General features: G+C 67.8%; 14 protein-coding genes. 8 read left to right on the forward strand and 6 right to left on the reverse strand.

The window, feature by feature from the left end; translation table 11 throughout:
• Positions 1 to 10: 10 nt before the first annotated feature.
• The 5 genes from IE140_RS21545 to IE140_RS21560 all read right to left on the reverse strand — a co-directional run bounded on the left by IE140_RS21545 (position 11) and on the right by IE140_RS21560 (position 4,406).
• A complete protein-coding gene (locus tag IE140_RS21545) occupies positions 11 to 1,753 on the reverse strand; it encodes an ABC-three component system protein (protein ID WP_225681980.1) in 1,743 nt (580 codons plus the stop codon).
• On the reverse strand, positions 1,743 to 2,036 hold the full coding sequence (locus tag IE140_RS36635) for an ABC-three component system middle component 6 (protein WP_351451198.1): 294 nt from the start codon (positions 2,034 to 2,036) through the stop codon (positions 1,743 to 1,745). The genes IE140_RS21545 and IE140_RS36635 overlap by 11 nt, the downstream gene beginning before the upstream one ends.
• Positions 2,006 to 2,941: an ABC-three component system protein gene (locus IE140_RS21550; protein WP_050513191.1), complete on the reverse strand. Its 936-nt coding sequence runs from the start codon at positions 2,939 to 2,941 to the stop codon at positions 2,006 to 2,008. The genes IE140_RS36635 and IE140_RS21550 overlap by 31 nt, the downstream gene beginning before the upstream one ends.
• A gap of 224 nt (positions 2,942 to 3,165) precedes the next feature.
• Positions 3,166 to 3,810, reverse strand: coding sequence for a methyltransferase family protein (locus IE140_RS21555; protein ID WP_032786018.1), 645 nt, complete (start codon positions 3,808 to 3,810; stop codon positions 3,166 to 3,168).
• Positions 3,811 to 4,070: 260 nt separating this feature from the next.
• A complete protein-coding gene (locus tag IE140_RS21560; RefSeq protein ID WP_032786019.1) occupies positions 4,071 to 4,406 on the reverse strand; it encodes an ArsR/SmtB family transcription factor in 336 nt (111 codons plus the stop codon).
• A 631-nt stretch (positions 4,407 to 5,037) separates the two neighbouring features.
• Between IE140_RS21560 and IE140_RS21565 the strand changes: the two genes are divergently transcribed.
• Together IE140_RS21565 and IE140_RS21570 are read left to right on the forward strand one after the other, a co-directional pair.
• Positions 5,038 to 5,685 (forward strand): thioredoxin-like domain-containing protein, encoded by a 648-nt coding sequence (locus IE140_RS21565; protein ID WP_032786022.1) that lies wholly within the window; start codon positions 5,038 to 5,040, stop codon positions 5,683 to 5,685.
• Positions 5,682 to 6,320 carry a DUF305 domain-containing protein gene (locus IE140_RS21570; protein WP_032786023.1) on the forward strand — a complete coding sequence of 213 codons (639 nt, stop codon included), beginning with the start codon at positions 5,682 to 5,684 and terminating at the stop codon, positions 6,318 to 6,320. The genes IE140_RS21565 and IE140_RS21570 overlap by 4 nt, the downstream gene beginning before the upstream one ends.
• A 65-nt stretch (positions 6,321 to 6,385) precedes the next feature.
• Here IE140_RS21570 and IE140_RS21575 read toward each other — a convergent pair whose 3' ends face one another.
• Entirely contained in the window at positions 6,386 to 7,294 is a 909-nt protein-coding gene (locus tag IE140_RS21575) for a cation diffusion facilitator family transporter (protein ID WP_032786024.1), read from the reverse strand.
• 521 nt (positions 7,295 to 7,815) lie between these two features.
• Between IE140_RS21575 and IE140_RS21580 the strand changes: the two genes are divergently transcribed.
• The 6 genes from IE140_RS21580 (at position 7,816) to IE140_RS21605 (ending at position 12,935) form a co-directional block, all read left to right on the forward strand.
• Positions 7,816 to 8,478, forward strand: coding sequence for a hypothetical protein (locus IE140_RS21580; RefSeq protein ID WP_032786025.1), 663 nt, complete (start codon positions 7,816 to 7,818; stop codon positions 8,476 to 8,478).
• Positions 8,479 to 8,570: 92 nt separating this feature from the next.
• A complete protein-coding gene (locus tag IE140_RS21585) occupies positions 8,571 to 9,173 on the forward strand; it encodes a copper resistance CopC family protein (protein ID WP_050513192.1) in 603 nt (200 codons plus the stop codon).
• Positions 9,163 to 11,208, forward strand: a complete 2,046-nt coding sequence (locus tag IE140_RS21590) for a bifunctional copper resistance protein CopD/cytochrome c oxidase assembly protein (protein WP_032786027.1) — start codon at positions 9,163 to 9,165, stop codon at positions 11,206 to 11,208. The genes IE140_RS21585 and IE140_RS21590 overlap by 11 nt, the downstream gene beginning before the upstream one ends.
• Positions 11,205 to 11,873 (forward strand): DsbA family protein, encoded by a 669-nt coding sequence (locus tag IE140_RS21595; protein WP_070202056.1) that lies wholly within the window; start codon positions 11,205 to 11,207, stop codon positions 11,871 to 11,873. The genes IE140_RS21590 and IE140_RS21595 overlap by 4 nt, the downstream gene beginning before the upstream one ends.
• 13 nt (positions 11,874 to 11,886) lie before the next feature.
• Positions 11,887 to 12,411, forward strand: coding sequence for a carbonic anhydrase (locus tag IE140_RS21600; RefSeq protein ID WP_032786030.1), 525 nt, complete (start codon positions 11,887 to 11,889; stop codon positions 12,409 to 12,411).
• Between the two features lie 41 nt (positions 12,412 to 12,452).
• On the forward strand, positions 12,453 to 12,935 hold the full coding sequence (locus IE140_RS21605) for a DUF3093 domain-containing protein (protein ID WP_032786548.1): 483 nt from the start codon (positions 12,453 to 12,455) through the stop codon (positions 12,933 to 12,935).
• Positions 12,936 to 13,066 lie beyond the last annotated feature (131 nt).

Here is a 13,066-nt window from a genome sequence, read left to right on the forward strand (position 1 = left end):
GCTCTTCGGGTCAGAAGCGGAACCCGAAGAGGCCGCCATCGTCGAGTCGGTCGGTCAGGTGTGGCTCGCGCACGTAGGGGGCAGCATTGAAGCCCTGACGGGCGGCCTTGTCGAGGTCGTCGCTGTTGAACGTGGCGATGTACTGCATGTTCTCCTCCTCGGTGACGTCGGCTGCGAGCTGGAGGGCGGCTGCCAGCTGACGGTCGTCGACGCCGTCGAAGAGGTGGCTGTCGTGAATCAGGAAGTCAGGCCCGCGGTGATGCCGGTGCGCGAGGACGGCCACGGTGAGGTCGAAGCAGAAGATGACCATGCTGCTGATGCCGCGGCTGTCATCACTGTGGATGTGGGGTCTGATCTGCAGGCTGTTCGGGCCGGCTTCGATGGCGAGGTAGGCCTCGCGTCCCTGGCCGTAGAGGCGTTGGGCGTACTGGGAAAACAGCAGGGTTGCTTCGCTTGTGTGCTCGAAGCGTTCGTCGAGGTCGGTGGAGACTGCCTGCTGGAGTTGGAGGCGTTGCGTGGTGATCTGCCGGCCGCTGGCCTCAAGGGTCTGCGCGGCGTCGTAGCGATGACGTAGTGCTTCAAGGGTGGCTTGCTCGCGGGCCATGGCCTGCTGGAGAGCGGTGAGTGCTTCCAGCGCGCCGCCGTCGTTCAGGACACGGAGGAGGCGCGCTTGCTCCTCGCCGAGGTGGCTGCGCTCGGTTCGTCGGGCCTCAAGGCGTTCGGTGATTTCTGCGATCTCCGCGTCCAGGAACCGGCGGCGGTTGCGGACGACAGAGCGGTGAAAGTCCTTCACCTCTTCGAAACGTCGGCGTACCTGCTCGTTGAGCACGACTCCCAGCTCCTCGTACACCGGCTCCAGGTAGGTGGTGTCGACGTCGCTGGTTTCGGTGATGGCTTGCTGGAGCTCTTCCAGGTTGTCGCGGTCGATCACATCGTCCTGGGACAGTTGCTTGATGCGACGGGCGACGGCGTCTGCCTGTTCTTTGACGCGTTCGTACTCCGGAACGACTTGGAAGTCAGCGATCTGGGTGCGCAGCCTGTCCACCTGGCCCTGCGCGAGAGCGATCTGTCCGCGCAGGTCGGCGATGCTGCCGACGATGCGGCCCCAGACCGGATCGTTGACTGCCTTGCGGAGCTGGGTGCGGGTTGCCTTGCGCGCGGCGAGTTCGCGGTAGCCGTTGGCGAGCTGCCAGTCCAGGCCGAGGAGGTAGGCGAGGTTGGTGGTGGCGTCGGCCTCCGCCTGGCGCGCGAAGGTACGGGTCGCCTCATTGAAACCGTGGGAGGAGGCGCGCCGAGCGAGGAAGGAGAGCAGAGTGCGTCCACTGACGCCGTCGTGCTCTGCCCCGAGGTGGAACAGGTCGCGCTCGATCAGCCGGTTCCACGTCTCCACGGGGATCTCGGCAAGGTCGTCACCAAGGTCGAGGACCATGGGCTCACGGCTGTCGGCGTCGGCGATGTCGGGCGAGATGCGTACGACGTTGGGACGGCCGCCGGTGCGCCACACCCTGAGGGAGTCCACATTCGGCCAGGACATCTCCAGACTGAACGTGATCTCGCGCAGCGGCTTTCGCGCTACGAGGGACGTCTTTGTGACGCGGCTGCCGAGTAGGAAGTGGATGAGTTCGATCAGGCTCGATTTCCCGGCGCTGTTGCGGCTGTCGGTGGTGGCGGAACCGCGCAGGCGATCGGCAACCACGAGGTTGAGCCCGGGGGTGAACACCGCGCCCTTGAAACGTGGGTCGTCAGCGTCCAAGCGCCGCAGCATCGACACTCCTTGCGACTAGGACGTCCCTGCGCAGCTCGACTGCGCCCAGGCTGTACAGGACGTCTAGGGCCAGTACGAACCAGGCGAACGATACCGGTGCGTGATGGCCGTGATCCGTCCGCCACTTCCTCAACCGGGCCCAGGCCTGACTGACCGATCGGGGCTCGTCGAGTTGCAGGAGGATCTGCGCTCCCACGGCCAGGAGGGCCCGGTCGGGAGCGATGCCCTTTGTTGGGGTGATCATGCCGGGATCCCCAGCGGCCCAGACCATCCGGGAGGGGGCGCGTCGAAGATGTCGCACCGCTCGAAGAAGTGCGCGAGAACCACCCAGGCCGCGCGCTGCGTGCGCGGAGGAACGCTGCCGTTGCCCAGGACGTACATCTCCAGCTGCCACAGCACGTCTTCGGGATCAGGGAAGTCGCGGCGGACCTGCTCGTAGTACACGCGAAAGCCCTGGGCGACCTCATCGTGCTCCACGGCCCGCAGCGTGCCGGCGTAGAAAGCCTCGACCAGATGGCTTTGCCGCATGCCGCGAAGCAGATCCTCGCGGGCCTCTTCCTGGATCCCGTTGAAGTCGAGTTTGCGCGGATCCACCTCGGCCAGCGGCATCAGCGGATCCGCCGCCCTGCGCTGGTCACGCAGATGCTTGAGAAGTGGCGCAAGGTCTTCCATGCCGATGCCGTGTACGACCGGCTGGATCGGTATCTGGCAGCCGAGCACATCCTCGGCCAGGGCGACGTCCAGCTGCATGCACTCGTGCCACAGCTTGCGCGAGCCCATCTGCTGGAACTGCAGATCCGGGTGGGCACGCTGCTGATCGGACAGCTCCGTCGCGATCTCGGGGTGCATGCCGCGGCGGTCGTTGTGAACGAACACGAACGTGTTGAACTGATCGGCCCGCTTCTCCAAGGCCTTGGCGAGGTCGGACCTGATCTTCTGCCGGATCTCGGTCGCGCTCACGGTCTGGGGTGCATAGGAGGCGTACAGCTTGGACTCATGCAGCATGAGCCCGTCGGAGCCCTGGTCTCCGAGATTGCCGTGCGTCCTGACATCCAGGAACTCGGGATAGCGGGCGCACATCAAACGGTGAAAGAACGCCTCGAACGTCGTCTCGTTCAGTTCGGCCATCAGTTCAAGGAACTTGAGCCGGGCGTACATTCTCTGTTCGTACTGCATATTCCCCCCGAGCGTTCCCGTGCAGAGTAGCGGTGACTGATCGCTACCGGTAGTCGCTTGAGTCACTTCGGTATGACATTGGGAGGTCGCGTGTTCCGGGCGACGACAGAACAAGCCTTAACCCGCAGGGCATTCGGCGGGCAGTAGATGTGCGGACCACCGCGCCGACCAGCATCCCGCGACAGCCGGGTCGGGCCTATCTCCGCAGGGCGACACCTGCGTGTTCACCTAGGCGGATCTTCCGCCTCGCAGTCGTTCTTGGAAGACAGCCGGCCTATCCCTGGGACGAAACGGCCGACCTTCTTGCTGTAAGCGCGATAGGCCGCCCCGTGTGTGGCTTCGAGGTACGGCTCCTCCGAGACGCGCACTTGGAGTTCAATGGCGACGATCAAGGCGAGCAGGGAGCTGACCGCGATGGCGTTGGGTACCACCAGCGTCAGTCCGATGCTGGTGACGATGGTCGCCGTGAAGATCGGATTGCGTACGAGTGAGAAGACTCCCGACGTGACGAGATCGGTGCGTTCATCGGGGTCGACCCCGACTCGCCACGCGGACCCCATCCCGCCCTGGGCGGCCAGAGTTCCTGCGAAACCGGCGACGAACAGGGTTGCGCCCGCAATGTGCAGTCCCACAGGACCGTCCAGCAGCGCCGGCAGGCCGCCCAAGGCCGCTGCGGGAGCCGCGATACCGCCGAGGATCGCCACCACGAAGAGGACGCCTGCCCCCCACGACGCCGATCCCGGTGGCCCCGACAGCCCTCGGAACCCCGAGTCGCCCGTCCGGCGAACCTGCAATGCCGTACGCAGACCGAACGCGGTGAGAAGCCAAACCGCGAACATCGACAGTGCTGTCCAGGCCCAACCATTCATCGGCCATGTCCCTTCTCAGTCGTAGCACAACGTGTGGAGTCCGGGCTGCGGTCATGGACTTGCTGCCGCTGGTGCAACCACGGTGCAGCGGTGCGGCACCCCCTCCTTGCCGGAGGTCGCGTCCTCGTCAGGGGGGCGGCATCGCTGGGCTGAGCTTCCTGCCGAGCAAGTTCCGTGCACTCACCGGAAGCCTCGGGCGCGCAGGGCGGCATTCTTCCGGCGTGAAGGAGCTGGCGCTCCCACAGGTCTGGACGCTTGCGTCAGCAGCAGCCAGTCGTTTCGGCGTCCGGGCAGGTGAGGTCGGTCTCGACAGCGATCACTGCAGTACGCAGGTCGTCGAGGGCGTGGCCGAGACGAGGGTCGGAGAGTTCATAGCGGGTGCGGCGGCCTTCGGGCACCGCTACGACCAGCCCGCAGTCGCGCAGACATGCGAGATGGTTCGACAGCCGGGTCCGCGAGATGCCGAGAGCGTCGGAGAGATCGGCCGGGTAGGCCGGGGCTTCGCCCAGGGCGAGCAGCACGCGGCAGCGGATCGGATCGGCGAGCGCGCGGCCGAACCGGGCGAGTCCGTCGACATCGGTGGTGATGGTCAACATGCAGCGAGCGTACAAGAAATCCTGAATTCAGAGAAGGCTGAATGATGTATTGCTGATCCTTGCCGGCTTGCGTTTGGCTACGATCAGCGGCGATGGCAAACCGATGCGACGGTTCGGCGAGGCTCCGGGGGTGGGACGTCCCCCGGTTCGTGGTGCGCTGCGTGGCGCTCATGGTCGTGCTGCTGTCGCTGATCCCGGTGTGCGCGGACTCCGCGGGTGAAGCGTTCCCGTCGTCCGGCGGCATGGCCTCGGCTGCCGCGCACGTCCCGCAGCAGGGCTGGGGCGGTGGGTCGGTGGCTGGGCACCTGTGTCCTGCCACCGGTCACGTTCAGTGCCGTCGGGGAGAGTCCGTCGCCGCGAGCGTCCCATCCCCGCAGGTGGCCGACCGTGAGCGCAGAGTGGCCGTGGATACGACATGGGTGCCTCTTGCGCCGGTGTTGTGCCAGGTTGCGGATCCGTGCAAGCGGGCGCGAAGCATCGAGGAGTTGCAGGTCCAACGGACGTAGGCCGGTAGAGCGCGGTTCTCCGAGCCGTGCTTCCGCTCCTGCCCGTGCCCTGCCGAGGGCGCGGGACCTACAACCTCTCGATTGCGCCGCCGACGTTGGATGCCGCGGCGGGGATAGGACATGCCATGGGTTCTGCCGGAGCCAAAGCGCAGCGCGCCGCCCGTAAGGCGAAGATAGAGGAGATGCGCCGGGCCGAAGCTGCCCGCGAACGCCGGAACCGGATCATCACCTGGACGCTGAGCGGCGTCATCGTCACCGCAGTGGTCAGCGGCGGCTGGTACGCCGTCCAGGAGACCCGGGATCGGGCCGAGGCCAAGAAGCAGGCCGTCGCCGCACCGGTCAAGGGCGAGAAGACCTTCAAGGACCTCGGCCGCAACCACGTCACCACTCCGGTCTCCTACAAGATGTCACCGGCTGCGGGCGGCGACCACGACCCGGCGTGGATGAACTGCAACGGTGACGTCTACGGCGAGGAAGTCAGCGAGACCAGCGCCGTGCACTCGCTGGAACACGGGGCCGTGTGGGTCACCTACACCGACAAGGCCACGTCTAAGGACGTCAAAGCCCTGAATGAGAAGGTGAAGAGCACCCCGTACACACTGATGAGTCCTTACGCCAAGCAGTCTTCGCCCATCAGCGTGTCGGCGTGGGGTAAGCAGCTGAATGTGGACTCCAGCTCCGACCCGCGACTCCAGCGGTTCTTGGACAAGTACGTACAGGGGAAGCAGACGCCTGAGCCCGGTGCCACGTGCAGCGGAGGCAAAGCGGCATGAGGGTCACCCGATTGCACCGCATCTTGGCGGGCCTCGCCTTGGGTGCTGTCCTTGCTGCGGGTGCCGTGTTCGCGTTCTGGGGACAGGACGACGACCCGGTCGGCGACGTCGCTGCCCCGGGAGGTGCGTCCGTGGAGGCGGGGTTCTCCCGGGACATGGCCGTGCACCATCAGCAGGCCGTGGAAATGTCCCTCATCGTCCGCGACAGGACGAGGAACGAGGAGGTACGCACCCTTGCGTACGACATCATCAACACCCAGGCCGCCCAGCGAGGGATGATGCTGGGCTGGCTGGAGATGTGGGGGCTGGACAAGAGCACGAATCAGGCGCCCATGGCCTGGATGGGGCACAGTTCCGCCTTCCAGGCCAAGGACGGTTCCCTCATGCCCGGGATGGCCACCAATACCCAGATCGACCAGCTGAACAAGGCCCGGGGCGAGGAAGCTGAGATCCTCTACCTGCAGTTGATGACGGCCCACCACAAGGCTGGTGTCGACATGGCTCGCGCCGCAGAAAAGGCTGCGAAGGACAGCGACGTCAAACGCCTCGCCCAGAGCATGGTCAACGGCCAACAGGCCGAGATGGATCTGATGGCCACCATGCTCACTCAGCGCGGGGCGGCAGCGGCCCGGTGACATCGAGTCCGCCCCGGGGTCTCCCGGGGCGGACAGGGCCTGGCGCGAGCAGGGCCGGCGATGTACTACCAGCCGACGCGGTCACAACCGGTGTGACTGGCCGGTTCCACTTGCAGGGTCGCATGGGCGACGCCGTACCGGTCGCGGAGCAGGTCGCGTGCTTCGTCCAGGACGCTGTGGCCGTCGGCCTGGTCGGCGGTGACCAGGTGGGCGGTGGCGACGTTCATGCCCGACGTCAGCGTCCACAGGTGCAGGTCGTGCACCTGGTCCACGCCGTCGAGGTCCGCCAGGTCCCCGGACACGGCCACGGGGTCCATTCCCGACGGAGCGTGCTGTCCGAGGACCGCGAAGACCTCCCGGCCCAGCGCGATGGCGCGGACCGCGACGAACAGCCCGATGGCAAGTGCGATCACGGTGTCCCAGACCGCTTGCCCGGTCGCGGCCACCAGCCATCCGGCCGCGATCACACCGACGGAGCCGGCGGTGTCGGCGACCACTTCGAGGTAGGCGCCCTTCACGTTCAGGCTCTCCGCCGCTCCGGCGCGGAGCAGGAGCAGCGCCACCACGTTGACGGCCAGGCCGATTGCCCCGACCACGAGCATCGGCCCGGAGGACACCTCGGCCGTTGCCCCGATCCTGCGTACCGCCTCGAAGACGACGTAGACCGCGACGCCCATCATCAGCAGCACCGACAGCAGGGAAGCGAAGACCTCCGCCCGGTAGGAGCCGTAGGTGCGGCGACCGGTGGTGTCCGGGCGGGTGGCGATCCTGGTGGCCACGAGGGCCGCGCCCAGCGCCACGACATCCGCGGCCATGTGACCGGCGTCGGAGAGCAACGCCAGGGATCCGGAGATCAGCCCGTAGGCCAGCTCGACGAAGAAGAAGGAGCCGACGAGCGCGAACGACACGGCGAGCCGCCAACGGTGCCGGCCTCCCGCGTTCGGTCCCACGCTGTGGCTGTGGTTGTGACCCATGACAGTCCCCCTTGAGTCCGTGCCGATATCCGCAGGAGAACACGGGTGTGACCTGGCGTGCAAAGCCTGCATCGGTGTCCGTTGTCATCTCCGATAAAAAGCCTCTGACCTGCATGTTTTATTTCTCCCTTACCTCGGATGCATCGGGTGGAAGAAGCGCATGGGATCAGGCAATGTGAGGGCGGAGACTCGTCATGCTGGTATCGGTGTCCTCACGGTGAACGTCTTCCGGGCCGGTGGCGCGCTGACTCACCTCCTGCCTCCCAGCCGGACGTTCTGTGCTGTCAAGGGCGCATGGGGCCGTTGGCTGCCGACCTGATGGAGCAAGGGCTCGTGCCGCCCGTCGGCGGGTTTCGAAGCGGTGTACGCCGAACCGGAGATCCACCGCCCTCCACGCGCCGCTGGCCGACGCCGACCAGGATCGACACGAGAACACCCGAAAGGGGGCAGGCACCTCGCTACGGGTAGCCTTCTTCTCGCCAGAGTTGTCTCTCACCTTCCTGACGTTCGGAACTCCGCTCATGCGACCGCTGCTGTTCCCCCGTACCGCCTCGCCGGCTTCCGGCGTGCTGCGCGGTGCGCGAGCTGCGGTTCTCGCGATGTTGTGTGTCCTGCTGCCCATGGCCGGACATGTACTGACCCTGGGGCACGCGCCGCAGTGGGTCGTCGTGGCGATGGTGGGGCTCGTGGCCGTGCCGGGGGCAGTATTCCTGACCCGGCGCAGGCTCACCGACGGGCAACTGCTCGTGGTGTTGGTCGCGGCGCAGGTCGCCCACCACGCGACGTACGCGTTGCCCGGGATGTGCCGGGCGGCGGCCGGCGTGGACGGCACCTCGAACCTCCCGTCGTGGGTGGAGCACGGCGCAACCCTGCAACTGCCTGCGGGTTCCATGATCTCCGGCCACGTGATCACTTTGCTGGTGGCCGCCCGGGTGCTGGGCGTGACTGAGCAGATGTTGTGGCGGAGCAGGCCGCTGCTGGACGTGGTGCTGCGCCTGCTGGCCTTCGTCTGGCCCCTCCTCGTCGTTCGCGGCAACGGCCCGCAGGACGAGCTTCGGGCGACCGAGACACCAGTTAAACCGGCCGTCCTGGTACGGCTGCGCTCCGGCCGGGCACCTCCGCGTGCAGGTGGTCTTCTCGTCCGTTCCCGGCTGATGCCGGTCGGTCGCCCTGTCGTGTGCTGACAGACGTACCCATGCAGGGGACGACCGGCGTGCCGGTCCGCGCGTATTCCCGCGGCTGAGCCCGCAGGCTGCACAGAAAGTCCCCTCCACCCATGCACTACACCCATGGGCGTGCCCGCTTTGCGGCACGCACCCTCGTCGTACCCGCCGCCCTGGGCACCCTCCTCATGGGCGCTCCCCTGGCCGCGGCACACACCGATCTCGACAGCAGCACCCCCGTGGCCGAGGCGTCGCTCGCCGAAGTGCCGGAGAGCGTCACGCTGACCTTCAGCGACCCGATGGACCAGAAGTACGCCAAGGTCGCCGTGACCAGCCCGGACAAGCAGGTCGTCAGCCAGGGAACGCCTCAGGTCGACGGCAAGCGCGTCACGATCGCTCTCGACCCGCGGGCATCCGCAGGCGAGTACAGCGTCGGCTACCGGGTCGTGTCCGCCGACGGTCACCCCGTCTCCGGCTCCTACACCTTCACCGTTCAGACGCAGAAGGCGTCCCCGAGCCCGACGGCCTCGGCGTCCGAAGCGCCGACCGACCCATCGAAGCCGCCGGCTCCGGCCGCGGGGGCCCCGGCGGCCGCAGCCAGCGACGGCTCGCCAGGTCTCAGCACCGCTGCCGTCACCACGGCCGGAGTGCTGCTGGCGGCCGGGGCAACCGGCTACATCCTGTTCCGGCGCAAGCGGGTCAGCCGTGACGACTGACGGCGCGGTGACCAAGCCGAGGTTCCTCCCGCGGCTGCCACTCCTGCTCACCGTCGCTGCGGCCGGTGCGGTGATCACCACGGTGGCCACCGTATGGGCGGGCGGCGGAACCGAGTCGTCCGTGCCGGGGATCGAAGGCCCCGGAGCGGTGACCACCTGGGGTCTGCCGGTGGTGCGTACGCTCGCGGACGCCGCCGCCGTGGCCACCATCGGAGCCCTGCTCATGGTGGTGGTTCTCCTGCCGGGCGGCCGACGGCTGGGGGAGGACCAGCTGCGCTTCCTGAACTGGGCTGCCGCATCGGCCGCAGTGTGGACGGCGGCGTCGGCGGCCACCGTGGTCTTCACCCTCTCCGACCTCTTCGCACAGCCGCTGGGAGCAGTCCTCGCCCCCGATGTGGTGGCGGACTACGTCCTCACCGACCCGCAGGGCCGCTCCTTCGCGCTGTCCTCGGCGGCTGCCGGAATGATCGCCACCGTGTGCCTGGGGCTGGGCACCGCCCGCTGGGCACGGGTCGCGCTCCTGCTCGCGGTCGCCGGGCTCCTCCCGCCCGCGTTCACCGGACACTCCTCGGCCGCGAGTAACCACGACGCAGCCGTGCTCAGCCTGGCCCTGCATCTGGCCGGCGTCGCCGTCTGGGTCGGCGGTCTGCTCTTCGTCCTGGTGGCGGCCTTCCGGAGAGAGGAACAGACGCAGGCCGCAGTGCGGCGCTTCAGCCCGCTGGCAGCATGGTCGCTGCTCGCGGTCGGGGCCAGCGGCATCGTCAACGCCGCCGTACGACTGCCCTCACCCGGCGACGTGTTCACCAGCCGGTACGGGCTGCTCCTCCTGGCCAAGACCGCGGCCCTCCTGCTCCTGGGAGCGGCCGGATGGTGGCACCGCAAGCGGACCATGCCGCTGCTGGCGGCGGGGCGGCGGCGGGGTTTCGTCCGCCTCGCCACTGGTGAACTGCTGATCATGGCCGCGGCGATGGGGCTCGCGGTCGGGCTGTCCCGTACCCCCGCTCCCGGTACGCAGGACGCGGCGCTCTCCCCGGCGGAGGAGCTGCTGGGCTTCGCCATGCCTCCGGCGCTGGGGGACTTCCCCTGGACGCCACTGTTCACCCAGTGGGACTTCGACCCGCTGTTCGCCTTCGGTACGGCGACCGCCGCGCTGCTGTACGTGGCGGGTGTCCGCAAGCTGCACGCGCGGGGGGACCGCTGGCCGGTCGGGCGGACCGTCGCCTGGTTCGCGGGCCTGGCCGTGACCGTGCTCGCGACGATGAGCGGGCTGGCGGTGTACGGCAAGGTGCTGTTCAGCGTCCACATGGGCCAGCACATGATCCTCGCGATGAGCGTGCCGATCCTCCTCGTGCTGGGCGCCCCCGCCACCCTCGCGCTCCGTGCGCTGCCCGCCGCGCCCAAGGGCTCCCCGGCCGGGCCGCGCGAGATGCTGATCGCCTTGCTCCACAGCCGTTACGTACGCGTCATCTCGAACCCGGTGGTGGCGAGCGTGCTGTTCATCGGCAGCGCCTTCGCCGTGTACTACACCTCGTTGTTCGAGACCCTCATGAGCACCCACCTCGGGCACATGGTCATGCTGGTGCACTTCCTCGTGGTGGGCCTGCTGTTCTTCTGGGTGATCATCGGCATCGATCCCGGACCACGCCGCCCGCCGCATCTGGGCCGTCTGTTCACGCTCATCCTCACCATGCCGTTCCACTCCTGGTTCAGCATCTCCCTGATGAGCTCCACGACCCTCATCGGCGCGGGCTGGTGGTCCCGGCTCGACCGCCCCTGGGTCGCCGACGCGCTGGAGGACCAGTACGACGCCGGAGCCATCGCCTGGGCCACCGGCGACATCCCCGTCCTCATCACCACGATCATCCTGGCGATCCAGTGGGTCCGCTCCGACCGCCGAGAAGCCCGGCGCGTCGACCGGCAGATTGACCGCGGCGACGCTGGAGATCCCCTGGCTGCCTACAACGCCTACCTCGCCGGTCTCCACGCCCGCGACCGGCGCCCCGTCCCCCGCGAAACCACCAAGAGGCAATCATGACGAAACTGACCAAGAATCTGATCATCGCCGCCGTCCTGGTCGCCTGTTTCGCGGCAGCCCTGGGCTCCTACCTCCTGCTGCGTCCCGACACCCCGTCCGACAGCGCCACGAACGTGCAGCCCGCCGCGCAGGCCCTGCCCGTACGGGACACCAGCCACCGCCTCAGCGAGCCCGAACGCAGCGAGCTGACCGTCGTCGAGTTCCTGGACTTCGAGTGCGAAGCCTGCGGCGCGTACTACCCGGCCGTCGAGAAGCTCCGCGAGGAGTACGGCGACCGGGTCACCTTCGTCGCCCGGTACTTCCCCATGCCAGGCCACCGCAACGGCGAGCTCGCCGCCCGCGTCGCCGAAGCCGCGGCCCGGCAGGGCAAGTTCGAGCAGATGTACAGCAAGCTCTTCACCACGCAGAAGGAATGGGGCGAGGCGCAGGAGAGCAAGGAGAGCGTCTTCCGCGGCTACGCGAAGCAGCTCGGCCTCGACATGGGCAAGTTCGACACGGATCTCGCCGATCCCGCCACCGCCGAACGCGTCAAGATCGACCAGCGCGACGGCCTCGGCCTCGGCGTGCAGGGAACCCCGACCTTCGTCATCGACGGCACCAAGATCCAGAACCCGGCCTCGTACGACGAGTTCAAGAAGCTCATCGACGACCGCCTCGCAGACTGACCCGGAGGCCAGCATGCAACCTCTCATAGACGAAGCCCGTACCTTCCCCGCCCGCGCCGCCGCACACGGCGTGAACCTCGGCCCGCACACCACCAGCGCCACACCCCAGGCCATGTTCATCGCCTGCTCGGATGCCCATGTGGTGCCCGCCCTGATCACCGGAAGCCGCCCCGGCGACCTGTACGAACTGCGCACCTACGGCGGGAGAATCTCCCCCTACACGGAACACGAGCCGACCAGCGAGGCCCAGACCATCGAGCACGCGGTCGACGTCCTGTGCGTCACCGACATCATCGTGTGCGGCCACTCCCGCTGCGGGGTCATCGACGCTCTTCACCCCGACTCCGAAGCAGCACCCTTCCACCTGGCCGCAGGACACTGGCACACCCTCATGCAGTTCGACGCACTCAGCGCGTACCCGTGTGTCCAAGCCCGGCTGAGCGACCGGACCTTGCGTCTGCACGCCTGGTTCTACGACATCGACGCGGGCACCACCGCCCGCTACGACCCGCGCGCCAGCACGTTCCTGCCGCTGTGAACGCCCCCCGTACCCCCGCCGTATACGACAAGGTGACCCCCGTGGCTACGGACAACGCACTCGCTTACGACGAACGCCTCACGGTCCCCCGCACCTGGTGGGTCATCGTCTTCGCCTTCGGCCTGGCCATGGCCATGGTCTTCTTCCCGTACGGGCTGATCGCCGCACTCATCGCCTTCGCGGCCGGCGGCGGCCTCGCCACGAGCTTCGCCTCGTCCCAGGGATCGATGCGTATCCGGGTCACCCCGACGCTCCTCGTCGTGGGTGACGCCCGTCTTCCACTGAACGCCCTGGGCGAACCCGAGGCCCTGGTGGGGGAGGAGGCCCGCGCCTGGCGTACCTACAAGGCCGACACCCGGGCCTTCCTCGTCATGCGCAGCTACATCAGCGGCGCAGTCCGGGTCGATGTCCTCGACCCGGACGATCCCACTCCCTACCTCTACATCTCCACCCGGTCCCCCGAGCGGCTCGCAGCGGCAATCCGGGGAGCTGCCCGGACCGAGGAGAAGGGGGATGAGAAGTGACAGACGCACAGCTGCTGTAACGCATCTCCTGGCACGCACAAGGCCCCTGGAGCGGAACTCCGAGCGGGCCCAGGTACCTCCATCGCACCGATCACCGTCACCACGTCATCCCTCTTCGTCCTTCTCTCCCA

It is taken from the genome of Streptomyces parvus, assembly GCF_014648875.1.
Lineage (GTDB): Bacteria > Actinomycetota > Actinomycetes > Streptomycetales > Streptomycetaceae > Streptomyces > Streptomyces parvus.

Excerpts from the sequence above, each read along its gene's own strand:
- IE140_RS36635 (WP_351451198.1), bottom strand. The coding sequence starts at position 2,036 with ATGGTCTGGGCCGCTGGGGATCCCGGCATGATCACCCCAACAAAGGGC.
- IE140_RS21550 (WP_050513191.1), bottom strand. The coding sequence starts at position 2,941 with ATGCAGTACGAACAGAGAATGTACGCCCGGCTCAAGTTCCTTGAACTG.
- IE140_RS21555 (WP_032786018.1), bottom strand. The coding sequence starts at position 3,810 with ATGAATGGTTGGGCCTGGACAGCACTGTCGATGTTCGCGGTTTGGCTT.
- IE140_RS21560 (WP_032786019.1), bottom strand. The coding sequence starts at position 4,406 with ATGTTGACCATCACCACCGATGTCGACGGACTCGCCCGGTTCGGCCGC.
- IE140_RS21565 (WP_032786022.1), top strand. The coding sequence starts at position 5,038 with ATGGGTTCTGCCGGAGCCAAAGCGCAGCGCGCCGCCCGTAAGGCGAAG.
- IE140_RS21570 (WP_032786023.1), top strand. The coding sequence starts at position 5,682 with ATGAGGGTCACCCGATTGCACCGCATCTTGGCGGGCCTCGCCTTGGGT.
- IE140_RS21575 (WP_032786024.1), bottom strand. The coding sequence starts at position 7,294 with ATGGGTCACAACCACAGCCACAGCGTGGGACCGAACGCGGGAGGCCGG.
- IE140_RS21580 (WP_032786025.1), top strand. The coding sequence starts at position 7,816 with ATGCGACCGCTGCTGTTCCCCCGTACCGCCTCGCCGGCTTCCGGCGTG.
- IE140_RS21585 (WP_050513192.1), top strand. The coding sequence starts at position 8,571 with ATGCACTACACCCATGGGCGTGCCCGCTTTGCGGCACGCACCCTCGTC.
- IE140_RS21595 (WP_070202056.1), top strand. The coding sequence starts at position 11,205 with ATGACGAAACTGACCAAGAATCTGATCATCGCCGCCGTCCTGGTCGCC.
- IE140_RS21600 (WP_032786030.1), top strand. The coding sequence starts at position 11,887 with ATGCAACCTCTCATAGACGAAGCCCGTACCTTCCCCGCCCGCGCCGCC.